Origin of the sequence: Amycolatopsis mongoliensis (assembly GCF_030285665.1) — a bacterium.
GTDB classification, from domain to species: Bacteria; Actinomycetota; Actinomycetes; order Mycobacteriales; family Pseudonocardiaceae; genus Amycolatopsis; species Amycolatopsis mongoliensis.
This window is the reverse complement of the sequence record NZ_CP127295.1, coordinates 5,711,030-5,734,571: the sequence shown is the minus strand read 5'-3', so window position 1 is coordinate 5,734,571 and position 23,542 is coordinate 5,711,030. Positions and strand designations below refer to the sequence as shown.

The 23,542-nt window shown below is 72.1% G+C and carries 21 protein-coding genes; 7 read left to right on the top strand and 14 right to left on the bottom strand.

Translation table 11 applies throughout. The annotated features are described in order from the left end of the window. Nucleotides 1–48: 48 nt before the first annotated feature. The 6 genes from QRX60_RS27910 to QRX60_RS27885 form a co-directional block, all read right to left on the bottom strand. The gene (locus tag QRX60_RS27910) at nucleotides 49–393 is read right to left on the bottom strand and encodes an RNA polymerase-binding protein RbpA (protein WP_086671261.1); all 345 of its coding nucleotides are present in this window, start codon (nucleotides 391–393) and stop codon (nucleotides 49–51) included. A gap of 107 nt (nucleotides 394–500) precedes the next feature. Continuing rightward, complete coding sequence (secG, locus tag QRX60_RS27905; protein ID WP_086845181.1) at nucleotides 501–731, bottom strand: preprotein translocase subunit SecG; 231 nt, start codon at nucleotides 729–731, stop codon at nucleotides 501–503. Between the two features lie 127 nt (nucleotides 732–858). Beyond that, nucleotides 859–1,644 carry a triose-phosphate isomerase gene (gene tpiA / locus QRX60_RS27900; protein ID WP_285994392.1) on the bottom strand — a complete coding sequence of 262 codons (786 nt, stop codon included), beginning with the start codon at nucleotides 1,642–1,644 and terminating at the stop codon, nucleotides 859–861. Next, on the bottom strand, nucleotides 1,644–2,858 hold the full coding sequence (locus QRX60_RS27895) for a phosphoglycerate kinase (protein WP_285994391.1): 1,215 nt from the start codon (nucleotides 2,856–2,858) through the stop codon (nucleotides 1,644–1,646). Before QRX60_RS27895 ends, tpiA begins: the two co-directional genes overlap by 1 nt. Nucleotides 2,859–2,862: 4 nt before the next feature. Continuing rightward, nucleotides 2,863–3,864: a type I glyceraldehyde-3-phosphate dehydrogenase gene (gene gap, locus QRX60_RS27890; protein WP_257919317.1), complete on the bottom strand. Its 1,002-nt coding sequence runs from the start codon at nucleotides 3,862–3,864 to the stop codon at nucleotides 2,863–2,865. 456 nt (nucleotides 3,865–4,320) lie between these two features. Next, complete coding sequence (locus QRX60_RS27885; protein WP_285994390.1) at nucleotides 4,321–5,502, bottom strand: winged helix DNA-binding domain-containing protein; 1,182 nt, start codon at nucleotides 5,500–5,502, stop codon at nucleotides 4,321–4,323. Between the two features lie 71 nt (nucleotides 5,503–5,573). On the opposite strand from QRX60_RS27885, the gene QRX60_RS27880 reads away from it, so the two are divergent. Further along, nucleotides 5,574–6,218 (top strand): LysE family translocator, encoded by a 645-nt coding sequence (locus tag QRX60_RS27880; RefSeq protein WP_285994389.1) that lies wholly within the window; start codon nucleotides 5,574–5,576, stop codon nucleotides 6,216–6,218. Here QRX60_RS27880 and QRX60_RS27875 read toward each other — a convergent pair. From QRX60_RS27875 to QRX60_RS27855, 5 genes are read right to left on the bottom strand one after another with little or no spacing between them, the layout of a single operon-like run. Further along, nucleotides 6,199–6,525, bottom strand: a complete 327-nt coding sequence (locus tag QRX60_RS27875) for an ArsR/SmtB family transcription factor (protein WP_285994388.1) — start codon at nucleotides 6,523–6,525, stop codon at nucleotides 6,199–6,201. The two genes, QRX60_RS27880 and QRX60_RS27875, sit on opposite strands and share 20 nt — an antisense overlap. Continuing rightward, nucleotides 6,522–7,310 (bottom strand): TIGR03620 family F420-dependent LLM class oxidoreductase, encoded by a 789-nt coding sequence (locus tag QRX60_RS27870; RefSeq protein ID WP_285994387.1) that lies wholly within the window; start codon nucleotides 7,308–7,310, stop codon nucleotides 6,522–6,524. Before QRX60_RS27870 ends, QRX60_RS27875 begins: the two co-directional genes overlap by 4 nt. 37 nt (nucleotides 7,311–7,347) lie before the next feature. Further along, nucleotides 7,348–11,808, bottom strand: a complete 4,461-nt coding sequence (locus QRX60_RS27865; protein ID WP_285994386.1) for a coiled-coil domain-containing protein — start codon at nucleotides 11,806–11,808, stop codon at nucleotides 7,348–7,350. 11 nt (nucleotides 11,809–11,819) lie between these two features. Next, the gene (locus QRX60_RS27860) at nucleotides 11,820–12,620 is read right to left on the bottom strand and encodes a hypothetical protein (RefSeq protein ID WP_086860823.1); all 801 of its coding nucleotides are present in this window, start codon (nucleotides 12,618–12,620) and stop codon (nucleotides 11,820–11,822) included. Between the two features lies 1 nt (nucleotide 12,621). Beyond that, nucleotides 12,622–14,079, bottom strand: coding sequence for a hypothetical protein (locus QRX60_RS27855; RefSeq protein ID WP_286003715.1), 1,458 nt, complete (start codon nucleotides 14,077–14,079; stop codon nucleotides 12,622–12,624). A gap of 86 nt (nucleotides 14,080–14,165) precedes the next feature. Here QRX60_RS27855 and QRX60_RS27850 point away from each other — a divergent pair, with 86 nt between their 5' ends. The 3 genes from QRX60_RS27850 (at nucleotide 14,166) to QRX60_RS27840 (ending at nucleotide 18,266) form a co-directional block, all read left to right on the top strand. Continuing rightward, the gene (locus QRX60_RS27850) at nucleotides 14,166–14,603 is read left to right on the top strand and encodes a PPOX class F420-dependent oxidoreductase (protein WP_285994385.1); all 438 of its coding nucleotides are present in this window, start codon (nucleotides 14,166–14,168) and stop codon (nucleotides 14,601–14,603) included. 39 nt (nucleotides 14,604–14,642) lie between these two features. Further along, the gene (locus QRX60_RS27845; RefSeq protein WP_285994384.1) at nucleotides 14,643–15,488 is read left to right on the top strand and encodes a coproporphyrinogen III oxidase; all 846 of its coding nucleotides are present in this window, start codon (nucleotides 14,643–14,645) and stop codon (nucleotides 15,486–15,488) included. 213 nt (nucleotides 15,489–15,701) lie between these two features. Continuing rightward, nucleotides 15,702–18,266 (top strand): PQQ-dependent sugar dehydrogenase, encoded by a 2,565-nt coding sequence (locus QRX60_RS27840; RefSeq protein ID WP_285994383.1) that lies wholly within the window; start codon nucleotides 15,702–15,704, stop codon nucleotides 18,264–18,266. Between the two features lie 50 nt (nucleotides 18,267–18,316). Here QRX60_RS27840 and QRX60_RS27835 read toward each other — a convergent pair whose 3' ends face one another. Then, the gene (locus QRX60_RS27835) at nucleotides 18,317–18,685 is read right to left on the bottom strand and encodes a hypothetical protein (RefSeq protein WP_285994382.1); all 369 of its coding nucleotides are present in this window, start codon (nucleotides 18,683–18,685) and stop codon (nucleotides 18,317–18,319) included. A gap of 156 nt (nucleotides 18,686–18,841) precedes the next feature. Between QRX60_RS27835 and QRX60_RS27830 the strand changes: the two genes are divergently transcribed. Then, nucleotides 18,842–19,954 (top strand): hypothetical protein, encoded by a 1,113-nt coding sequence (locus QRX60_RS27830; RefSeq protein ID WP_285994381.1) that lies wholly within the window; start codon nucleotides 18,842–18,844, stop codon nucleotides 19,952–19,954. 337 nt (nucleotides 19,955–20,291) lie between these two features. Here QRX60_RS27830 and QRX60_RS27825 read toward each other — a convergent pair whose 3' ends face one another. Next, nucleotides 20,292–20,900, bottom strand: a complete 609-nt coding sequence (locus tag QRX60_RS27825) for a TetR/AcrR family transcriptional regulator (RefSeq protein WP_285994380.1) — start codon at nucleotides 20,898–20,900, stop codon at nucleotides 20,292–20,294. 69 nt (nucleotides 20,901–20,969) lie between these two features. On the opposite strand from QRX60_RS27825, the gene QRX60_RS27820 reads away from it, so the two are divergent. Beyond that, nucleotides 20,970–21,845: a sterol desaturase family protein gene (locus QRX60_RS27820; RefSeq protein WP_285994379.1), complete on the top strand. Its 876-nt coding sequence runs from the start codon at nucleotides 20,970–20,972 to the stop codon at nucleotides 21,843–21,845. 1 nt (nucleotide 21,846) lies between these two features. Here QRX60_RS27820 and QRX60_RS27815 read toward each other — a convergent pair whose 3' ends face one another. Then, a complete protein-coding gene (locus QRX60_RS27815) occupies nucleotides 21,847–22,869 on the bottom strand; it encodes a glucosyl-3-phosphoglycerate synthase (protein ID WP_285994378.1) in 1,023 nt (340 codons plus the stop codon). A 169-nt stretch (nucleotides 22,870–23,038) separates the two neighbouring features. Between QRX60_RS27815 and QRX60_RS27810 the strand changes: the two genes are divergently transcribed. Further along, nucleotides 23,039–23,542 carry a hypothetical protein gene (locus QRX60_RS27810; protein ID WP_285994377.1) on the top strand — a complete coding sequence of 168 codons (504 nt, stop codon included), beginning with the start codon at nucleotides 23,039–23,041 and terminating at the stop codon, nucleotides 23,540–23,542.

The window sequence follows — 23,542 nt, the reverse complement described above, 5'->3', positions numbered from 1 at the left end:
CGAAAAGCCACCCCGAGGTCTCCCGGGGTGGCTTTCGGCCGGCACTGCTTAGATGATCTCCCGGCGCTGGCGCAGGCGCTCGAGGGCTTCGGCCAGGATGGCCTCGCCGTCGGCGTCGCTGCGTCGCTCCTTCACGTACGCCAGGTGCGTCTTGTAGGGCTCGGTCCGGGGTGCGGCCGGCGGGTTCTTCTCGTCCTGCCCGCCCGGGAGCCCGCAGCGGGGGCAGTCCCACTCGTCGGGGATCTCCGCGTCGAGCGCGAACGACGGCCGGGCTTCGTGCCCGTTGGCGCACCAGTAGCCGACCCGGCGCCGCGGCGCCGATTCACCTCGTTCGGATTCGCCCGTAGGACCGGCACCCACCCGGGTGCCTCGAATCGCGTTACCGCCAACCATGAATCCTCACACCTAGGAATCGGCGGCGCGCCCCCCAATAGGCACGCCGAATCACTGCGCCCTGCCGTCGTGACCCGGTCGCGATCGACGGCGGAGCGCCGGACGCCTCACACCTTGAGCAGCAGACCCAGGCCCACGATGCTGATCAGCCAGACCGCGCCCAGCAGCAGGGTGATCCGGTCGAGGTTCTTCTCGGCCACGCTCGACCCGGCCAGGCTCGACTGCATCCCGCCGCCGAACAGCGACGACAGGCCACCGCCCCGGCCCCGGTGCAGCAGCACCGCGACCACCAGGAAGACGCTGGTGACGATCAACAGGATTTGCAGGAACAGCTTCATGTCATCCTCTGGGCTCTAGGAGAATGCAGGGGTACGGCATGGTCGTTTCCGACCACCACCGTACCCCTGGACTCGTCCACTGCTGTGTGACGGACCGGATACACAGGCTACCCGGTCGTGGCCTCGATCAGGGCAGCGGCCCGCCCGCGGCGAGTGCGCAGAGTTTCGTGAACTCCTCGCCGTCGAGGCTCGCTCCGCCGACCAGGGCACCGTCGATGTTCTCGCAGCCCACCAGCTCGCTGATGTTGCCCGACTTCACCGATCCCCCGTAGAGCACCCGGACGGACGAAGCGACCTCGTCGCCGTACTTCTCCTGGAGGGTGGCCCGGATGGCCTTGCAGACCTCTTCGGCGTCGGCCGAGGAGGCGACCTTGCCGGTGCCGATCGCCCAGACCGGCTCGTACGCGACGACCACGTCCTTGACCTGCTCGGCCTTGAGGCCCTTCAGGCCCTCGATCAGCTGCGTCGTGGTGTGGTGGATGTGCTCGCCGGCCTCGCGGACCTCGAGCTTCTCCCCGATGCAGAGGATCGGCGTGATGCCGTGCTTGAGCGCGGCCTTGACCTTCTTGTTGACCAGCTCGTCGGTCTCGGCGTGGTACTCGCGCCGCTCCGAGTGCCCGACCGCGACGAACTTGCAGCCCAGCTTCGCCAGCATCACGCCGGAGATGTCGCCGGTGTAGGCACCCGCGTCGTGCGGCGAGAGGTCCTGCGCGCCGTAGGTGAGCGACAGCTTGTCGCCGTCGACCAGGGTCTGCACGCTGCGGATGTCGGTGAACGGCGGCAGCACCGCCACGTCGACCTTCGCGTAGTACTTCTCCGGCAGCGCGAAGGCGATCTTCTGCACCAGCGCGATCGCCTCGAGGTGGTTCTGGTTCATCTTCCAGTTGCCGGCGATGAACGGCTTGCGTGCCACTAGTTCTTCTCCTCCAGGGCGACGACGCCCGGCAGTTCCTTGCCTTCGAGGTACTCGAGCGAGGCCCCGCCTCCGGTGGAGATGTGCGAGAAGCCGTCCTCGGGCAGGCCCAGCTGCCGCACCGCGGCGGCCGAGTCGCCGCCGCCGACCACGGTGAACGCGTCGCTCGCGACGAGCGCCTCCGCGACGGCGCGCGTGCCGCCGGAGAACGCCTCGAACTCGAAAACGCCCATCGGGCCGTTCCAGAACACGGTCTTCGCGTCGGCCAGCTTGCCGGCGAACAGCTCCCGGCTGCGCGGGCCGATGTCGAGACCCTGGCGGTCGGCCGGGATCGCGGTGGCGTCGACGACCTCGTGCTCGGCGTCGGCCGAGAACTCCGTCGCGGCCAGCACGTCGACCGGCAGCACCAGTTCGACACCGCGCTTCTCGGCCTCGGCGAGGAAGCCCTTGACCTGGTCGAGCTGGTCGGCCTGCAGCAGCGACTGGCCGACCTCGTGGCCCTGGGCCTTGAGGAACGTGTACGCCATGCCGCCGCCGATGAGCAGCCGGTCGACCTTGGTCAGCAGGTTCGCGATGACGCCGAGCTTGTCGGACACCTTCGCGCCGCCGAGCACGACCACGTAGGGCCGCTGCACGTCGTCGGTCAGCTTCTTCAGCACGTCCAGCTCGGCCAGCACCAGGCCGCCCGCGTACGCCGGGAGCACCGAAGCGACCTCGTAGACCGAGGCCTGCTTGCGGTGGACGACGCCGAAGCCGTCGGAGACGAACGCGCCGCCCGGGACGAGCGCGCCCAGCTCGGCGGCCAGCTCGGAGCGGTCCACGGCGTCCTTGCTGGTCTCGCGCGCGTCGAAGCGCACGTTCTCCAGCAGAACGACACGACCGCCAACCAGGCCGCCCGTCAGCGCCTTCGCGGACTCACCGACCAGGTCACCGGCGAGCGCGACCTCGGCGCCGAGCAGCTCGGAGAGCCGCTTGGCCACCGGGGCCAGCGTGTACTTCGGGTCCGGCTCGCCCTTGGGGCGGCCGAGGTGCGCGGTGACGACGACCTTCGCGCCCGCGTCGGCGAGCTTCTTGATCGTCGGCAGCGCGGCGCGGACCCGGCCGTCGTCGGTGATGCGATCCCCGTCGAGCGGGACGTTCAGGTCGGACCGCACGAGTACGTACCGGCCCTGAACGCCCTCGCCCAGCAGGTCGTCGAGGTTCTTGACGGTCATCGGGTCAGAGCTTCGAACCGACGAGCTTGATCAGGTCCGCGAGGCGGTTGGAGTAGCCCCACTCGTTGTCGTACCAGCCGACGACCTTGACCTGGTTGCCGATGACCTTGGTCAGCGGCGAGTCGTAGATGCAGGACGCCGGGTCGGTGACGATGTCCGAGGACACGATCGGGTCGACCGAGTAGCGCAGGATCCCGGCCAGCGGGCCCTCGGCGGCGGCCTTGTAGGCGGCGTTGATCTCGTCGACGGTGGCGGCCTTCTTCAGGGTCACCGTGAGGTCGGTGGCCGAGCCTGTCGGCACCGGGACGCGCAGCGCGTAGCCGTCCAGCTTGCCGAGCAGCTCCGGCAGCACCAGGCCGATCGCCTTCGCGGCGCCGGTCGAGGCGGGCACCACGTTCAGCGCGGCGGCGCGGGCGCGGCGCAGGTCCTTGTGCGGGCCGTCCTGCAGGTTCTGGTCCTGCGTGTACGCGTGGATCGTGGTCATCAGGCCCTGCTCGATGCCGAAGGCGTCGTTGAGGACCTTGGCCAGCGGGCCGAGGCAGTTGGTGGTGCAGGAGGCGTTGGAGATGATCACCTGCGAGCCGTCGTACTTCTCGTCGTTGACGCCGAGGACGACGGTCAGGTCCTCGCCCTTGGCGGGCGCGGAGATGATGACCTTCTTGGCACCGCCGGCGATGTGCGCCTTGGCGGCGTCGGCGTTGGTGAAGAAGCCGGTCGACTCGACGACGACGTCCACGCCCAGGTCTCCCCAGGGCAGGTTGGCCGGGTCGCGCTCGGCGAGGGCCTTGATGGTCTTGCCGTCGACGACGATGCCCTCGTCGCTGACGCTGACCTCACCCGGGAACCGGCCCAGGATGGAGTCGTACTTCAGCAGGTGGGCCATGGTCGCGACGTCGCCGAGGTCGTTGAACGCGACGACCTCGATGTCGTGGCCGCTCGCCTTGACGGCGCGGAAGAAGTTGCGGCCGATCCGGCCGAAGCCGTTGACACCTACGCGAACGGTCACTGCTGCCACTCCTCTGAGGATCGGCCGGGGCGTCCGGCCGTGACTTGCGGGCTCGCGGCAACCCTAGCGTGCGGGCATGCGCGTCCCTGACTGCCCTGACGAGACTTCCACCACTTGGCGAACGGGTCAAGAATCGATTAAGAAGCCGGGGTCGCGGGAGGGGTGTTGTTCACGTGATCGACACCTGGGTCGCAGCCACCCGGCGACGCCGGAAGTTTCCCGATTCCGCCTGGGAGTGACGGGTGCCGGGAGGGACTCGACGGTGAGCCGACCGCGCCTCTGGACCGATTCAGTCGATCTTCCGTGCGAGCGGGCCCGGAAGGGGTTCCGACGGGCCGGTGGCGCGGGGACGTGAGGTCGATGACTCGACCGATCCAGCGACCGCGTGGACCGGCGCCGGGGACGACTCCCGCCCCGGCGCCCCGCCTGCCCGCCGGCGCACGGTCCGGCAGCCCGCTACCCCGCCAGCTCGCGTTCGAGCGGAGTCCGGAACCGGGGCGTCACCCGGACCTCGCCGAACCACTCCGCGCACCGGTCCGCCTCCGCCTCGGCCATCGCTCGTGCCTCCGCACCCACGTCCTCCAGCAGCCGGACCGCGATCTCGCCCGAGCGGCGCTGGGCCCAGCCGCCGACCACGCGGCCGTTCAGCCAGACCGTCGGGCCGATGTTGCCGCTGCGGTCGAACAGCGCCGGGCGGTGCGCACCCACGTACCAGTCGCGTTCCTGCCAGCCCATCGGCGTCGGGTCCAGCGCCGGGAGGAACGCCACCCACGGCGGCGGCTCGGGCACCGGCTCGAGGTCGTCCGGCAGCACGACGGCGGGCGCGCCGTCGAGGTCGACCTCCACCGGCGACAACGCGGCCAGAGCCTTCTTCGTCTGCCCCGCCGTCCAGCCCGTCCACCAGCGCAGGTCCGTCGCCGGTGCCGGGCCGTACGCGCGCAGCCAGCGGCGGGCCAGCTCCACCCGCGCCTCCTCCGCGTCCCACTCCGGCAGCCCGGGCACCCACTCGTCCAGCGGGTGCCAGACGTACTGGCTGCTGATCCAGCTCCCCCGCGGGCGGCCGCGCGCGATCCGGCCGCCCGCCGCGAGCAGGAACAGCACCCGGCTGGTGACGTTCCCGATCGCCTCGTACGGCTTCCCGGCCGCCATCAGCAGCTGCTGCCGCAACCGGGGCTCGTCCTCGCTGAGCTGCTGCGCCGTCGCCGAGCCGCGGGCCCGCAGCGCCGCCTCGACCGACGCCTCGACGTCGAGCAGCCACTTCCCCGGCTCCGGCACGTTCTCCGGGTGCCCCTGCTGCCCGAGGTGCTGCTCCAGGAGCTTCCGCTGCTTGACCTCGATGTCCGCGGAACACCCCGCCTGCACGAGCGCCGCCGTGTCCAGCCCGGTGACGAACACCGTGCGGCGCATGCCCAGCAGCCGCAGCAGGGTGCGGTCTTCGTACAGCGCTCGTTCCACCGCAGCGATCGCCGGTGCGGCGAGGCGCGCGCACGCCGAAAGGTGCACGGTCGCCGGGTCGGTGGCGTGCAGGGCCACGACCCCGGCCACGGCGTCGGAGACCGTGGCCGCGGGTGCGGCCAGGTGGTGCCGGACGGCGAGGCGGTTCCGGCGCTGCTGGGTACTGATCGTCGGCGGAGGCACCCGCTGTTGATACCACCCGGCACCGACAAAAACGCCTGGTCGTCCCGCCGCACCACCCTTACGCTCGCGACATGGTCTCCGGTGCGCACTTCGCGGCCTTCGCCGCGCTGACGTTCCTCATGGTCGTCGTCCCCGGTCCGAGCGTGCTCTTCACCATCAGCCGTGCCCTCACGGTCGGGCGGCGCGACGCGCTGCTCACCGTCGTGGGCAACTCCGCCGGCGTCTACACGCAGGTCGTCGCGGTCGCGTTCGGCCTCGGCGTGCTCGTGACGACGTCGGCCGCGGTGTTCACCGCGATCAAGATCGCCGGCGCGCTCTACCTCGTGTACCTGGGCGTCCAGGCGCTGCGGCACCGGCGGAAGCTCACCGACGCGATGGCCGCGAAGGTGCCCGCCGCGCCCGGCCGCGTCCTCACGGTGCTGCGCGACGGGTTCGTGGTCGGCTTCGCGAACCCGAAGTCGATCGTGTTCCTCGCCGCGCTGCTGCCCCAGTTCGTGGACCCGGCCGCCGGGTCCGTCGCGGTCCAGATGCTCCTGCTCGGCCTGTGCCTGCCGGCGATCGCGCTGGCCACCGACAGCGCGTGGGCGCTGGTGGCGGGCACCGCCCGCGCCTGGTTCGCCCGCTCGCCGAAACGCCTCGAGCTGGTGGGTGGCACCGGCGGCCTGGTCATGATCGGCCTCGGCACCACCCTCGCCTTCACCGGCCGGGGTGACTGAGCACCAGGTCCAGCAACCCCGGGAAGGCCGCGTCGAACTCCGGGCGCCGCAAGCGGTTCAGCCGCCGCGGGCCGGCGTCGCGCTGCTCGATCAGGCCCGCCGCGCGCAGCACCGAGAAGTGGTGGCTCAGCGTCGCCTTCGCCACCGGCAGGTCGAACGTGCCGCACGCCTTCGTCCACTCCGGGACTTCGGCGAGCGCGCGCAGGATGCTGCGGCGCACGGGGTCGGCGACCGCGGCGAGGGCGTCCTGCAGGGACACCTCCGCCGGGACGCCGTGCGTGAGGCCGCGGGCCCGGGCCGTGGTCACCGCACGGCCTCCGCCAGCGCCGGCCACCACTCGCGGGGCAGGTCGCCGGCCGGGACGACGACCTGGTCCGCCCCCGCCGCCCGGTACTCGCGCAGCCGGGCCACGACCGCGTCGAGGTCGCCGCGCACCGTGAGCCCGTCGACCAGCCGGTCCGAGAGGTCCGCGATGTCGGCGTCGGTGAAGCCCATCCGGCGGAAGTTGTTCGCGTAGCCGGGGATCCCGGCCAGGAACCGCAGCGAACCCTCACGGGACTTCTCCCGGGCCGCGGTCGCGTCGGCCTCCGCGACGACGCTCAGCAGCACGATCAGCTGCTTGCCCGCGCCGAGGATCTCGCGCGCGGACGCGACGTAGTCCGTCGTCACCAGGAACGGGTACGCACCCGACGCGCGGTCCCGGGCCAGCTCCAGCATCTTCGGGCCCAGCGCCGAAAGGATGCGCGCCGACGCGGGGACGGTGTCGTCGAGCTCGTCGAGGTAGTCGTTCAGCGTGGCCAGGGGCCGCGGGCCGTGGGCACCGCCGAGGCCGACGACGAACCGCCCGGCCGGCAGGTCCTGGTACGCCCGCGCCACCTCGGCGGCGGGCACCCGGTCGACCGGGAGGATGCCGCTGGCCACCGGGATCTTCGCGGTCCCGTGGACCACGTCGGTGATCAGCGGCAGGTTGCTGCCCTGCCCGCCCGGCAGCCAGAGCGTGCCGTACCCCAGCTCCTCGAGCTCGGCGGCGGCCGTGACGGTCTCCGGCCCGGTCGTGTTCAGCGTGGCGCCCAGCGCCCCCAGGTTCGTCATGCGCGGAGCAACCCGCACCCGCCGCCCGATGTTCCCGTCACGCCGTCTGTTCGTCCTCGGCGGAATCTTCGGGCTCTTCGGACGGCCGGCTGAACATCCGCGTCGCCGAAAGCCGGGCGACGCCGTCCGGGTCGCCCAGGTCGTCCAGGGAGGTCCGGATCGTCGAGTCGACCGAGAGGTACTTGCGGCCGGCTCGCAGGTCGGCGTCGTTGCGCAGCCGCACGATCAACGGGAACTCCGACAACGCGCCCGCGTCGAACAGGCCCGTCGTGTAGATGAGCTGCACGCCGAGCGCCTCGGCCACCGCCCGCTGCAGCTCCAGCAGGTAGCCGGCGGACGCGCGGCCGATCGGGTTGTCCAGGAACAGCACGCCGGAGTGCCGGTTGCGGGCCTTGCCGCGGTTGTTGGCCCGCAGCGCGGCCAGCGTGCAGTACAGGATGATCGCCGCGGTCAGCTGCTGACCGCCGGAGAACACGTCCCGGATCTCGGAGACGCGCTGGCGTTCGGTCCGCAGCACCGAGTCCGGCTTGAGCATGTCGACGCGGAAGCCCTTGGGCGCCGCGGCCCGGACCCCGCGCAGCACCAGGGAAAGCCCGTCACGCTTGACGTCGCGGCCGTCCGCCGTCTTGCCCACGGCGGCCTCGTCGACGACCTCGCCGAGCTTCTCGATGAGCGCGTTGTCCTCCAGCTCGGTGAAGCGGATGCGGAGGAACTCCTGCCCGGACCAGTCGCCGAGGCCGTCGGGCAGCCGGGAGACGCGCTGGGCCGAGCGCAACGTCCGCAGCGCGCCGTCGACCATGCCCTGCAGCCGCGTGATGATGCCGCCGCGGTGCCGGTCGATCTGCGCGAGGTCGTCGGTGAGCGACCGCAGCCGCGGCCGCAGCGCCTCGGCCCACTCGGCGGCGTGCGCCGGGAGCTGGTCGCGCTTGACCGAGATGACCTGCTGGCGCACCGGCGTGCTCAGCTTCTCGAACCGCTTTTCCGTCGCGTACTGCGCGAGCTGGTCGGCGGCCGCGCGCACGCGCCGGTCGCCCGCGTCGGCGGCCTCCTGGGCGTCGGTGAAGGTGGCGTTCAGCCGCGTGTGCTGGGCGCGGGCGGTGTCCACGTCGCCGTCGTAGGCCACCGCGTCGGTGTCGGTCACCAGGTGGGCCATCGATTCGGCCAGCAGTGCGAAGCCCGACGCCGAGTTTTTCGCCGACTCCAGCGTCGCCTCCGCCGCCGCCCGGCGTTCCTGCAGCTCTTCCCACTTGCGCGCGGCCGCCGACGCCTCCAGCCCGGCGGCGTCGATCAGCTCCAGGCCGTGCTCGATGTCCCGCGGTTTCTCGCCGGTGGCACCGTTCTGCAGCGGCAGCGCGTCCAGCTCCGCGCGCCGGGTCGAGACGAGCCCGATCGCTTCGGTGCGCTCGTCCTCCAGGCCGTCGACGACCCGGCGGGCACGCGCCAACGCGGCCGCGCGGGCCGAAGCGTCGGACCCGTCCGGCGTCTCCAGCAGTTCGGCGGCGCGGACCCGGACGGCTTCGTCGAGGGACTCGACGGCCGAGCCCGCGGCGGCTTCGGCGGACTCGGCCTGCTCCAGCTCGGCCCGCAGGTCGCTGCCGACCTCGACCTTCGCGTAGGACTCGGACGCCGACAGGTAGGTCCGGCGCAGCGCGTCGACCGGCTCGGACGGCACCGGGCCGTCCGCGGCGTCCGCCGCGCCGGGGACCTCGGCCAGCTCGGCGCGCGCGGTGGTCGCGGTGCGCCGGTGGCCGTCGGCGGTGCGCTGCTCCTCCCCCGCCTGCTCGCGCAGCCGCGCGGCCTTGCCCGCGGCGTCGGCGGCCTGCAGGTCGGCGCGTTCGGCGATCTCGGTGGCGCGCTCGACTTCTTCGGTCCATTCGGTGATCCGCGCGCTGCGGGCACCCAGTTCCCCGAGCCGTCGCGCCTTCTCCTCGGCTTCGGCCGCGGCCGCCCGCAGCTCCGGGACGCGCTCCCGCAGCGAACTGGCCTTTTCGCTCAACCGCGCGAACTCCGCGTCGGCCTGCGCCAGCGCCGTGCGGGCGGTCTCGCGCGCGGTCCGGGCCGCCTGGGCCTGCTCGGCCAGGGTCGCGACGGCGCCGGGCGGGTAGTCCTCGCGCCAGGTGGTGAGCTTCCACGTCAACGCGCCGTCCGCGGACAGCTTGGCGGACAGGGCTTCCAGGCGCCGCTGCCGTTCGGTGTGGCGCCGGGCCACGGCTTCCCGCTCGGCGTCGGCGGCTTCTTCGTCGTACATCGCGGGGTTCGGCGGCACGAGGAACTCGACGCCGGGCGCGGCGGGCGCCTCGGCCAGCAGCGCTTCGGTGGTGCCGACGGCGATGGTCGCGGACGGCAGCAGCCGCCGCTTGCTCAGCACTTCGCGGGCACGGTCCACGTGCGCGGCGTCGTTCAACAGCACGCCGGACACCAGCTGCGGCAGGCTTTCCAGCACCTCGGCGCGCCGCGAAGAGTCCAGTTTGGACAGGTAGCGCCAGCCGGACCACGCGGTGATCCCGGCCTCCTCCAGGGCGTCCAGCGCGGCCTGGACGTCCTCCGGCGGCGGCAGCAGCCCGCCGGACCCGAGGGCGGCCAGCGCCCGTTCGTCGGCGGACTCCTCCATCCGCAGCGCGGTCTGCTCCTTCTCGACGGACGCGCTCGCCTCGCGCAGCCGTTCCAGCAGCACCGGGAGGTCGCTTTCGAGCGCGACGTCGTCGGCGCCGAGCAGCTCGACCAGGCGGCCTTCGGCGGCGAGCGCGTCGGTGCGGCGGTGGGCGCGGTCGAGGTCTTCGGTGGCGCGCTCGAAGCGGTCCTGGGTGGTGCCCGCCAGCTGGTGCGCCTCGTTCACGGCCCGTTGCGCCGCTTGGAGATCCGTGGCGACGCGGTCCAGTTCCTGTTCGCGCCGGGTCAGCTCGGCGGCGGCGGACTCGGCCGCCGAGCGGGCCGCCCGCGAGGCCTCCGCGACGTCGGCGCCCGAAGGCAGCAGCCCGGCGCGGACGGCGTTCTGGACCTCTTCACGCAGCTCGGTGATCCGCGTGGTCAGCCCGCGCGCTTCGGCCCGCCGCCCGGCCGCGAGGTTGGCGGCCTCGTCGCGTTCGGTCTGGGCCTTCTCCGCCTCGGCGCGCAACGCTCCCGCGTGGGCCTCGGCCTTGTCGGCCTGACGCTGGGCGTCCTGCGCCAGCGCGTGCAGCCCGCGGGCCAGCGCCGCGGCGGCGTCGTTGCGAGCCTGCAGCGCGGGACGTGCCTTCTCCTCGCGGCTGCCGACGAGCTCGCGCAGGTCCTTCGCCTTGCGGGCCGCGTTCAGCTGGTTGAGCACGGTCGCGGTCTCGCGCCAGGCTTCGGCCGCGGTCTTGGCTTCGGCGAGTTCGGCGTCGACGCGCTTGCGGACCTCCTGGGCCTCGTCCAGGCGCAGCACCGCGACGAGCCGGCGCAGCTCCGTGACGGCCGCGGCGAGCCGCCGGTGGTCGCCCTCGGCGAGCTTCTCCGCGGACTTGACCTCGGTGACGTGCTCCTCGAGCCCGGAGAGCCGCGCGTTCTCCAGCTCGTTGCGCGCGACCACACGGCCGGCGAGCGACGCCATGTCGGCCTTCGCGGACTCCGCGATCTTCCGCGACTCCGCGGCGACGCCTTCTTCGGCGGCCAGCGGTCCCAGCAGATCGAGCGCACCGGCCACGAAGTCGCGCTCGGACAGGAGATCCCCGCGCTGCGCCAGGTTGTGCGCGTACGTCGAGACGACCTCGGCGAGGTCCTTCGGCTCGTCCTCGGAGATCACCGCCTTCAGCAGGAACTCGACGAACGCGTCGTCGGTGCCGAAGGCGAACGCGTCGGCTGCCTCGCCCTCGCCGGCGTTCATCGCGCGCTGGTAGCGGAACAGCTCGGTGTCGAGGCCCAGCCCGTCGAGCCGGCCGGTCCACTCGTGGTGGCGGCGGGTCCAGGACAGCTCCAGCTCGGGCTCGGCCAGCTGGGCGGCGGCGAGCTTGTCGTGGAAGCCGGACATGGTGAGCAGCCGGCCGTCCTGGGTCATCGGCAGGGAATCGAGCCCCAGCGCGGCGGTCGGGCGGAAGCAGTACCAGGAGTCGGCGAGGTTCTCGGAGTCGGCGGACACGACGTGCCCGCGCCATTCGGAGACCTTGCCGGTGATGATCCGGTGCCCGCTCTCGACGTGCAGCCACTCCAGCACGACGTGCGAGACGTCCTTGGCGGCGACGAACTTCTCGAGCACCTTGGTGCTGGTGGTGCCGACGACCTGGCGGCGGCCGGGCAGCATGACCGAGAAGATCAGCTTGATGAGGACGGACTTGCCGCCGCCGTTCTCGAGGAACAGCACGCTCGCCGGCGAGGGGCGGCGCAGCTCGGCCGGGCCGGTCGCGTGGATGCCGGCGCTGAACAACGCGTCCTGCTGGGGTGCGGTGATCTTGGCGCCGACGCCGCTGAAGTCGAGCACGACGTCCTGGTAGCGGGCACCCGCCGGGCCCACCGAGTGCAGGCGGACCCGCGAAAGCTCGTACATCTACTCCCCTTTTACAGCGTGTCCGAGGACGCCGCGCGCAGCGTGCCCCCGGCGTTCGCGACGGCCACGACGTCGAGCGCGAGCAGGTCGTCGAAGGCGGCGTCGGCCGCGAGCTCGCGGACCTGGATCTGGTAGCGCGGCGTGGTCCGGTAGGTGCCGCCCTGCTCGTCGCTCACCGGGACCAGGAACCCCTGGTCGGCGAGGAAGCGCAGGGCGCGGCTGACCATGCCGCGGGTGGTGTCGGCGGCGAGCCGGCCGTCCTTGGTCGCCGCGGCGGCGGGACGGCGGGCGTAGGCGCGCCAGGCCTGTTCCAGCTCGGGCGCGTCGGCCAGCGGGTCGTTGTTGGCCTCGGCCGCCGCGGCGCGTTCGTCGAGCATCCGGGCGGCTTCGCGGACCATCGCGTCGACCTGCTCGACGCTGACGCGGCCGATGTAGGTGTCGTTGGCGAGGTCGTCCGGGCGCGGGTAGCCCAGCGCCGCGGTGGCCAGGTGGATCAGGCCGTGCAGCACCTTCTCCGTCTCGCGGCGCTCGCGGATCTTGGCCTGGCGGGCGTAGGAGTCCATCTTGATCTCGAAGACGGACTCGTCGGTGGCCGCGAGGACCGCGCCGGCCTGCTGGTTGACCTCCAGCACCATCAGCCCGAGCCCGGCGGCGACGGCGTGGGTGAGCGCCTTGAACGCGTTGTCCTCGCCGTAGCGGCGCACGAGGTCGCCGTAGACGACGTCGCGGGCCGGCAGCTGCTTCGGCCGCATGCCGAAGGCGACCAGCCGGGCCGCGGCCTCGGCGTCCACGCTGCTGTGGGACAGCGCCATGTCAGGCGACCTCCTCGTTCTCTTCTTCGTCGGCGCGCTCGACGGCGGCGGTGGACAGCAGCAGATCGGCACCACCGAAGTCCGGGTCGTCGAGCAGCGTGCCGTCGTCGACGGCGAGCAGGACCTGGCGGTCGCCCTGGCGCCGGGCGGCGCCGACCCCGGGACTGTAGGCGTGGACCGCGCGCAGCGCGACCAGGGCTGGGAGGCCCGGCTGGCGGCTGCGGCGGGCTTCTTCGAGCAGGCCGGAGAGCCGGCGCGGCACCTCGGGCAGGTCCAGGAGGTCGTCGGCGGCGCGCCAGACGTCGTCGCCGAACTTGTCGGTGATGTCGGCGGGCATGAGTTCCGGCTCGGGGACTTCGCCGACCAGCTGGTCGCGTTCGGGAGCCGGGCGCAGCAGCAGCGACACCAGGGACGACAGCGACGGCACGACCGGCGCGGTGATGCCGGCGACGGCGTGGAAGAAGTGCTCGGCCGGCGCGACGGCGTCGGCCAGCGGCAGCCCGAGGGTCGGCACGAGGAGCTGGCCGAACAGGTCGAGGGTGGCGCGCTGGGGCGGTCCGGAGAACTGCTGGCGGTCCTGCTCGGCGCGGAACACCGCACCCGCGTCGGCCAGCCGGGACTGCAGGCGCGTGTGCCGGCGGATGCAGTCGCCGACGATGTCGACGAGCTCGGCGGCGCGGCGCTTGCGGTCGAGGTCCTCGGTCTCGTCGCGGGCGGTGGTGATGTTCTTGAGGATGGCGTTCTCGGCGCGGAACCGGGCTTCGATGTGGCTCAGCGCGCTGTCGAGCAGCTCCGGGACCTCGCGTTCCCAGTCGACCGACCGGACGTCGCGGCGGGTGGCGTCGAGTTTCGCGCGCAGCGTCTCGCCGTACTGGACGGTCCGGTAGCGGGCCTGCTCGGCGGCCAGCTTGGCGTCGGCCAGCCGGCCGCGGTTGATGAGGTTCTCGAGCTTGACCTCGGCGGCGATCTGCGCCGACTCGACGTCGGTGTCGAGGGCGCCGACGAGGACGTTGATCGCCTCGTCCGTGGCCCGCAGGTAGACCTCGCCGTCGCGGGCGGCCAGCTCGACGAGCAGCTTGAAGTCGAACTGGCGCCGCTGGTAGCCGCCGGGACCCATCGAGCCGTAGACGCGCCGGAAGCCGCGGTCGGTGGTGCCGACGTTGATCAGGTTGTCGAGGACCCACTTGGCCACGCGGACGTGCTCTTCGGGCATCCGCGACGGCGCCTGCTGCGCGATGAACGGCAGCAGCCGGTCGATGACCTCGTCGTGGCCGGCGCCGGTGTCGAAGTCCATGGCGATGGTGACCTGGTCGATCGTGTGCAGCGCGATCTCGGCCATCTGGTAGATCGTGGCGTCGGCCCAGTCGAGCTTCGCCTTCCGCGCGTCCAGGTCGTGCAGCGGCGCGGTGCAGGCCAGCGCCTTGAGGCGGCGGGTCAGCCCCTCGTCGGCCAAGCCCATGGCGGCCCTGTCGTCGTCTCGCACAGCAGGCCAGGCTAGTCGGCCACCCTCTGCGCACGCGCGGGTGACAGGTTAACGTCGCTCGCATGCGTGAAATGAGCCGTGAAGAGTGGTGGAAGTTCGCTTCGGAAGGCACCCGGACGGGCATGCTCGGCCTGGTCCGGGCCAACGGCGCCCCGATCGTGACGCCGGTGTGGTTCCTGCTGAACGAGGGCCCGGACGGCGACGAGCTGATCTTCACGACCGGCACCGAGACGCTCAAGGGCAAGGCCATCGCCCGAGACGGCCGGATCTCCCTGGCCGTCGACGACCAGCGACCGCCGTACTCCTACATCCAGTTCACCGCGGACGCGCGGCTGACCCACGACTACGACGAGATGCTCGCGTGGGCGACCCGGCTGGGCGGCCGGTACATGGGCGCCGAGCGGGCCGAGGAGTACGGCAAGCGCAACGCCGTCCCCGAGGAGTCGCTCGTCCGGGCGAAGATCACCAAGGTCATCGCGCGGGCCGAGATCGCCGGCTGACCGCGTTTTCGCGGTATCCTGCCCGGCGGGGGTGGAGTCATGCTTTCGGGTGAGGACAGCAGACGCGACGCCGTCAAGGCGATCATGAGCTCCGGTCAGCGCGAGCTGGTCGCGGAGCTGGAACGCCTGGACGGCGGGGCCCGTTTCGGCCGGCCCGCCCCGCGGGTCCGGCTGCTGGAGAACGGCGACGTCTTCGAGCGCGCCAGTGTCTGCATGACGTCGGCGGACGGCAACGGGTTCTTCACCACCGGGCTGTCCGTGGTGATCCATCCGCGCAACCCGTACGTCCCGGCTCTCCAGGCGCAGTTCCGGTACTGCGCCTCCGGGAGCGCGTGGTGGTTCGGCGGCGCCGCGGAGCTCCTCCCCTGCTACGGCTTCGCCGAAGACGCGGCGCACTTCCACCGGGTGCTCAAGAACTACTGCGACACGCTCGACCCGGCGTTCCACGCGCAGGCGAAGCGGGCCGGTGACGACCACTTCCGGCTCCCCCACCGCGACGAGCCCCACGGGATCGGCGGCATCGCCTTCGACCACCTGCGCCCACCCGGCCCGCACGGCTGGCGTCGGGCGGCCGCGTTCACGGCCGCGGGCATCGCGACGATCGCGCCGGCGTACCTCCCGATCGTGCGGCGGCGGCGGGAACTGCCGCACGGTGAACGCGAACGGCAGTGGCAGCTGTACCGCCGCGGCCGGTACGTCGAACTCGCCCTCTTCCGCGCCGCGTCCGCCGCGCGGGCCGACGCCGAAGCGATCCTGATGACGCTGCCGCCGCTGGCGCGGTGGGAGCCGGAGCTCACCCCCGAGCCGGGCAGCCCGGAAGCGGACCTGGCGTCCTTCCTCGTGCCGCGCGACTGGGCCGGCGAAACCGTCGCCACGATCAGCTGACCCCGGCCGCCGGGCAGGGGCACCGCTGAGCGGGAAACCCTTCTTCACCAAGGGTGAGCGCCCGTGTCGAGTATTGACACGGCCCGCTCGGAGGGTGTGAGATCTGTCCCATAGATAGGAAACTTTCCTAACTATTAGGTCCAGTTCCGGTGGTCCGCCGACCAGTTCCGCCCCGGTCACCCCCTGTCCCCCGACCCACGCAGGAGGCTCCCAGTGGCACCCCGTCCACCGTGGCGCGTGGTACTGGCCGGTACCGCCGTCGCGGCGCTCGGCCTCACCGCGCTCAGTCCGGTAAGCGCTTTCGCAGCGGACACCGACTACGAGTCCGAGAACGCCGTCATCTCCCAAGGCGCCGTCGAGTCGAACCACGCCGGCTACTCCGGCACCGGGTTCGTCAACTTCGACAACGTCGCCGGCAGCTACGTCGAATACTCCGTGAACGCCGCGCAGGCGGGCACGCACACGCTGACCTTCCGCTACGCCAACGGAACCGCCGACAACCGGCCGGTCGAGCTCATCGTCGACGGCGGCGACAAGGGGACCGTCGACTTCCCCGGCACCGGCGCGTGGACGACGTGGAAGACCGTCACCGCGACCGTGCAGCTGACCGCCGGGGTCAACAAGATCCGCACCACGGCGACCACCGCCAACGGCGGCCCGAACGCGGACAAGCTCACCGACACGTTCACCGCGCCGAGCGACAGCGAACCGCCGTCGCCGCCGTCGAACCTCAAGGCGAGCACCATCCTCCCGACCGCGGCGACGTTCAGCTGGACCGCCGCGACCGACAACGTCGGCGTCGTCCGCTACGAGATCAACCGCGGCGGCAACATCCTCAAGACCGTCGACGGGACCACGACCAGCGCGACCGTCGACAACCTGACGCCCAACACCGCCTACGACATCTCGGTCGGCGCGTTCGACGCCGCGGGCAACGCGTCGCAGCAGAGCAACGTGGTCACCTTCACCACGCCGCCGAGCGACGACACCACCCCGCCCACCGTGCCGGGCAACCTGCGCTCCACCGGCGTCACCGCCAACAGCGTTTCCCTGGTGTGGAACGCTTCCACCGACAACGGCGGCACGATCGCCGGGTACGACGTCTTCCAGGGCACCACGAAGGTCGCCACCACGACGTCGCTCGGGACGACCGTCACGAACCTGAACCCGAACACCTCGTACACCTTCACGGTCAAGGCGCGCGACCCCGACGGCAACAGCTCCGCGGCGAGCAACGCGGTCACCGCCAAGACGAGCGCTCCGGGCGGCGCAGGGGGCATCCCGGAGTACGACAAGGACATCGCGAAGGTCGACCTCGGCTGGTCGGTGGACTTCCTGCCCAACGGCAACGCACTGGTGACCGAGCGGGACCGGTTCGAGATCGTGCTCGTGACGCCGTCCGGCCAGAAGACCACGCTGGGCAAGGTGCCGGGCGCGGTCACGACCAGTGGTGAAGGCGGACTCCTCGGCCTCGCGATCTCGCCGAACTGGTCGAGTGACCACGCGATCTACCTTTACCACACGGCATCCGGGGACAACCGGATCGTGAAGATGACCTACGACGGCAGCACGCTGTCCTCGACGTCGACGCCGGTGCTGACCGGGATCGCGAAGAACCGCTACCACAACGGCGGGCGGATCAAGTTCGGCCCGGACGGCAAGCTGTACGCGACCGTGGGCGACGCGAAGAACAGCGACAACGCGCAGAACAAGAGCTCGCTCAACGGGAAGATCCTCCGGCTCAACCCGGACGGCTCCGCACCGAGCGACAACCCGTTCTACGCCACCGGCGGCAACGCGCGGTACGTCTGGAGCTACGGCCACCGCAACCCGCAGGGCCTGGCCTGGGACTCCCGCGGCCAGCTGTGGGCGGCGGAGTTCGGCGAGAGCAGCCAGGACGAGCTCAACCTGATCCAGAAGGGCGGCAACTTCGGCTGGCCGAGCTGCGAAGGCACGCAGGGCAGCTGCAGCGGCTTCATCGCCCCGAAGAAGACGTGGCCGACCTCGCAGGCCGGACCGAGCGGGATCGAGATCGTCAACGACTGGATCTACATCGCCGGCGTCACCGGTGAGCAGATGTTCGCCACGCAGATCAACGCGGCGGGCACCGGCGTCGGCACGGTGTCGACCCTGTTCTCCGGCCGCTGGGGCCGGCTGCGCTCGGTCACGAAGACCCCGGACGGCGGGCTGTGGCTGACGTCGACGAACAACGACAAGAACGGCGGCACGCCGTCGGTGCTGGACAACGTGATCGTGCGGCTGAAGTTCCCGGGCGGCGCCACTCCGGGTGACTTCAAGCTGACCAGCTCCGCCTTCGCCGACAACGCGACCATCCCGGACAAGTACACCTGCGCCGGCGACGGCACGGCGGGCCAGGACCCGTCGCCGCCGCTCGTGTGGGGCGCATCAACCGGCGCGAAGGCGTACGCGGTCGTGTTCGCCGACGTCGCCAACAGCGGCAACAAGCTGCACTGGGCGATCTGGGACATCCCGGCGTCGGCGCGCTCACTGCCGGAGGGCCTCGGCGCGGGGTACACCGTGCCGGACCAGGGTGGCGCGAAGCAGAAGGCCATGGGCAGCGGGGCGAACGCGCAGAAGTTCTTCGGCCCCTGCCCGGGCGGGTCCAGCCACCCGTACACGTTCACGCTCCACGCCCTGAACACCGCGACGGTCCCCGGCCTGAGCTCGTCCTCGACGATGGCCCAGATCGAAACGGCGATCAAGGGCGCCTCGACAGGCAGCGTCGTGCTGCGCGGCAAGTCCAGCGCGGCGGCCTAGAAGCCGCGGCAGGGGGTGACCGGAGCGGCGCCGGTCACCCCCTGCCGCCCTCATCCCGGCTCGGCGAGGCTGCGCAGGTGGGCGTCGACGTCGAAGCCGTGCTCCTCCAGCCGCCGCCGGGCCAGAAGGAGCTCGTCGGGGGTGAACAGGTCGGCGTACTCCGCGCGGAGCATCGTCGCCTCGGAACTGCGGCCGAGCTGGTTCTTCTCCCAGAGGACGGTGAACCCGCCGGCGGTGCCGGCGCCGCGCAGCAGCAGCCGGGCCGCTTCGACGCCGCCGTGCTCGCGCACCATCCGCTCGAACTGGGCCGGCCGGTAGCCGTAGTCCTTCGCCAGGACCCGGCAACCGTCGAGCAGGTCCTCGGTGAACCGCGCGGCGAGCCGGGGGTCGGCCGGGACGGGGACGGCGGGCTCGGGCATGGGACACCTCTCGACGGGATGGCTTCCCTGATTAATCGCGAACGACACCGGTTTCGCTACGCCATTCGAGAAAAGTTTCGCCGGGGAGCACTCTCCGTGGTCTTGAACGCCGGACAACGGCCGGAACTGTCGGTGCTCCCTGCCAGGATGGCCGGCATGCGAACCGTGGTGCACGGCGACGTTCACGTCCACTATGGACAGCTCTACGTCCACAGCGAGGGTGGTGAGCCCTTCGAAGGCGACCTCTCGGCGTGCTTCGCCGGTCAGCGGAACGGGCTGTGCGGCGCTGCGGTGGCGGGGACGTTGTTCCTGCTCACCGGCCTGCACACCGGCGAGGTCGGGTTCACCGCCGAGGTGCACGAGAGCGAGCCGCCCGGGTCCGGCGCGGAAGACGTCGTCGAGGCGTCGTTCCGGGCGGAGGGGCGCGCGATGCTCGTGACCTGGGGCGGCGAGGACTGGTGGGATCTCGAGCTGGCTCCCGGCGACTACCGCGTCCGCTACAGCGGGACGGGCATGGACGCCGGCCGCGAGCAGGACACCCGCGTCGGCGGCGAACCCGAGCGGGACCGCTACCTGCTGCAGTTCTGGCCCGCGCCGCCGGCACCCGATGCGGTCGTCCGGCAGTCCAGTTCGGCCGCTGCGCACTGGCACGACTTCGCGCGGAAGCTGCCTCCGCCGCCGACGCCCGAGGAGCGCGCCGAAGCCGAGGAGGCGCGGCAGCGGGCCGAAGCGGAGGCGCGCGCGAAGGCGGAGCACGAGCACCTGCTCCGCGAGTGGGGTGGGACCCTCCCCGACGAGCGGATCCTGGCACTGCGGCCGGGCTTCCTGCGGGAGTTCGCGAAGCGGGAGCGCGGCTTGGCCGGCGACGCGGTGGCGGCCTCGTCCGAGGCCCGGCGCGCGCTGGCCCGCTGGGTGGCGCAGCGGACGTTCGAGCGGGCCGGGCTGGACGGCGTCGGCTGGATCGCCGACGGGCTGCGCGCGCTGGAGGAGGGCCGGCCGCTGCCGCCGCCGTTCGACGACTGGAACGCCGCGTGGGATCGGCTGCTGTCGGATCCGGAGGTGCCGCACACGCTGGTGCGGACCCCGGACGGGCGGCACGACAACGCGTTGCAGCAGGCCATGGCCTTTCCGGCGATCTTCGGCGCGGCGGAGGAAGATCCGCTCGAGGCGCTGGGCCGCACGCTGTCGGCGGCTTCGGTGACGTTCGGGGACGAGCGGGCGGCGTTCTTCGCCGAGGCGCGCCGGGTGCTGGCCGAGCTGCCGGACTGAGCCCGGCGCCGGGGCCACCAAGGCACGCGAAGTGCCGGCCGAGCCGCGCGCCGCCCACCGACAGCGGGAACTAGCAGCGTTCTTCGCCGGAGCACTCGAGGTGCTGACCGAGCCGCACCGAGCCGGCGCCGGGGCCACCGATGGCAGCGAACGAGCGCCGCTGCCCGCCGAATCCCCGGCGAGCCACCAGGCCGAGGCGCACCCGGGTCACCACCGGCGAAGCTGCCCGCCGAAGCACGCAGCCGTCCCGCCGGGCCGAGGCGGCACCCCGGTCACCACCGGCGAAGTTGCTCGCCGGAGCACGCGGCCACCCCGCCGGACCGAGCGGCGCCCGGGGTCACCAGCCGAACAGGCCCTCCATGATCCGCGCGCACCGGGCCGTCATCGCCGCCGCGTCTTCGTCCGGGCGGTCGATCCACCAGCTGATCAGCGAGTCGACCACGCCCGTCCACACCTGGGCGATCGCCTCGATGTCGACCGGGTCGGCCAGCCCGCGCGACGTCATCAGCTGCGTCGCGCCCAGCAGGGCGAACGCGTCCAGGCGGCGCCGGTAGTCCGCCGCCGCGGCCGCGATGTCGCCCGTCGCCGGGACCGTCTCGTCGCGCAGGAGGCGCCACGCGTAGCGGTCGTGGTCGAACGTCGTGAAGATCGCCGAGAGCACCTTCAGCGGCATCCGCTCGGGCTCGCCGCCGGCCGCCATGGTCGTCGCGACACCTTCGGTCAGCCGGTCGCCCGCGCGGTGCAGGCAGGCCAGGTAGAGCCCGTCCTTCGAACCGAAGTACTGGTACAGCAACGGCTTCGTGACCCCGACCCGGCGCGCGATCTCGACCATCGACGCGCCCGCGTAGCCCGCCCGGCCGAACTCCTCGGTGCCGGCCACGACGAGCTGGGCCTCGCGCTCTTCGCGGGGCATGCCCTTGGTCCCGACCGCCCTTGACTCCGTCACGCCCGAGAGCCTACCGTGCGTAAAGTGACTTCAGGGTAAGTTACCGTCAGGTCAGATAGAGGAGGCGACGTGGCCGAGTTCCTGGCGCACCTGCGCGACCCCGTGCTGTTCGCGACCCCCGTGTTCCTGCTGTTCGTGGCGATCGAAATCGTCGCGGTGCACGTGCTCGGCCACGACGACAACGTCATCGGCTACAGCCCCGCCGACACCCGCACGAGCATGCTGATGGGCACCGTCGCCGTCGGTGTCAACGGGCTGTTCCGGCTGGTGATGCTCTTCGTCTTCGCCGCGCTGTTCGAGCTCGCGCCGGTGAAGTTCGACCCGCGCGACTGGTGGACGTGGGTGCTCATGCTGCTCGGCCAGGAGCTGGTCTTCTACGCCTACCACCGGGCCAGCCACCGCGTGCGGCTGCTGTGGGCCGGCCACCAGGTGCACCACTCGAGCGAGCACTACAACTTCTCGACGGCGCTGCGGCAGAAGTGGACGCCGTACTTCCAGCTCCCGTTCTGGTCGGTGCTGGCGCTGTGCGGGATCCCGCCGTGGATGATCCTGACCGGGCTGTCGATCGACCTCGTCTACCAGTTCTTCGTGCACACCGAGAAGGTCGGCAAGCTGCCGCGCTGGTTCGAGTACGTCTTCAACACCCCGTCGCACCACCGCGTCCACCACGGCAGCGACGCCGAGTACCTCGACGCGAACTACGGCGGCATCCTGATCATCTGGGACCGGGTGTTCTCGAGCTTCGTGCCCGAAGGCAAGCGGCCGACGTACGGGCTGACGAAGAACATCGAGACGTACAACCTGCTGAAGGTCGGCTTCCACGAGTACGGCTCGATCCTGCGCGACCTCCGCGGGGCACGGACGTGGCGCGAGCGCGCGGGGTACGTGTTCGGGCCGCCGGGGTGGCAGCCCGCCGACACCCGCGCGCTCGCGCCCGCCGAATGACCTACGCGGTGTCCTGCAGGGTCCGCTCGTTCTCCGGCCGCACCGTGACCGGCAGGCTCGCCAGCGGCGGGCGCTGCCGCGACGTCAGGTCGGTCAGCACCAGTTCCCGCTCGACGCCGTCCGCCGACGCGCCGCGCTGGAACTGCGCCAGCGTCGTGGCCGGCGGGATGGCCGTGACCAGCCGGTCGTAGCGCTCCAGGCGGTCGAACAGCGTCTGCATGATCTGCCCGGACATCCGGCCCAGTGCCTGCGTGCTCTGGTGCCGGTGCACGCGGTGGCCCAGGTCGACCTGGGCCAGCGCGTCGAGGCCGCGCAGCTCCACCAGGTCGATGAGGTGCCCGATCTCGACGCCGTAGTTCACCACGAACGGAATGCTCTCCAGCACCTCGCGCCGCCCGGCGTACTCGCCGGCGAGGGGCTGCACGAACCCGGCGAGCTCCGGCCAGAACATGTTGAGCAGCGGCCGCGCGACGAGCTCGGTGACGCGGCCGCCGCCTTCGGGCTCGCTGCCGGCCACGCCGTTGAGCGGGCGGTGGTAGAAGCCCTTGACGTAGGCCACGGACGGGTCGGTGAGCAGCGGGCCGAGCAGCCCGGTGACGTAGCTCGTGGTGAAGTCGTAGAGGTCGCCGTCGACGAAGACGACGAGGTCGCCGGTCGTCGCCGCGACCCCCTTCCACAGCGCCTCGCCCTTGCCCTGCAACCCTTCGAGGGCGGGGAAGACGCCGTCCTGCGCGACGACCCGTGCCCCGGCCGCGGCGGCCACCTCGGCGGTGCTGTCGGTCGAGTGGCTGTCGACGACGAGGATCTCGTCGACCAGCGGGTGCCGCTCCTGGAGCTCCTCGCGGATGGCGGTGACGATCGCACCGACGGTGGCTTCCTCGTTCCGGGCCGGGATGACCACGGAGACCGTGGTGCCGCGTTTGGCCGCGACCAGGTCTTCCGCCGTCCAGTCGCCTGCCTTGCTGCTGCGCCGGGCGAGCCAGGTGCCGACCTCCGGCGTCACCTGCAAGCGTGCGTTACGCATGCTGTCCCCTTCCCTCGTTCGGCCTATCCCTTCCCGAGGTTCGAGGTCCCGCGTTTCGGCGGTCGCGCCGGGGTGCTACCGGCGTGTTACGAGATGGACCGCGCGGCACCGATCCCGTTAACCCCGGCGCGGGCAGAGGATCTCGCCTCGGCAGGGGGAGGGGACCCGGATGACCGGAGAGCTCACCGAGCACGAGCCGAGCCGACGGCAGCGGCTCGACGTCCTCACGCGGATCGTCCAGGCGGAGCCGGCGGCGGCCGGGTTGCCGGTCGTCCCGGGCGAGCGCCCGGTGGGCGTGGCCGGCGCCCTCGCGTCGGTCGGCCTGCCGGACCTGCACGGCGTGCTGGTCGAGTGGCGGCAGCATGCCCTGCTCCTGGACGGCGGGCAGGAGGCCTGGGGCGACGACCCGCACCGCGAAGTCCCCGAAGCCGCCGCGTTCTCGCGGCTGCTGAACGAAACCGGCACGGCGATGAGCGAAGCGATGCGGAAGATCCTCACCGCGGCCGGGCTCGAGGTCACCGCCGGCGGCAATGAGTACGTGCCCGGCGAGCTGCTGGTGACCCGGCGTCTCGCCCCCTCGCCCTGGCAGGCCCGCTGCGACGCCCGGGCCGGCCGCCGGCGCGAGTCGATGCGACCGGCCCGAAACGCACGACACGCGGCCGACGACAGCTGA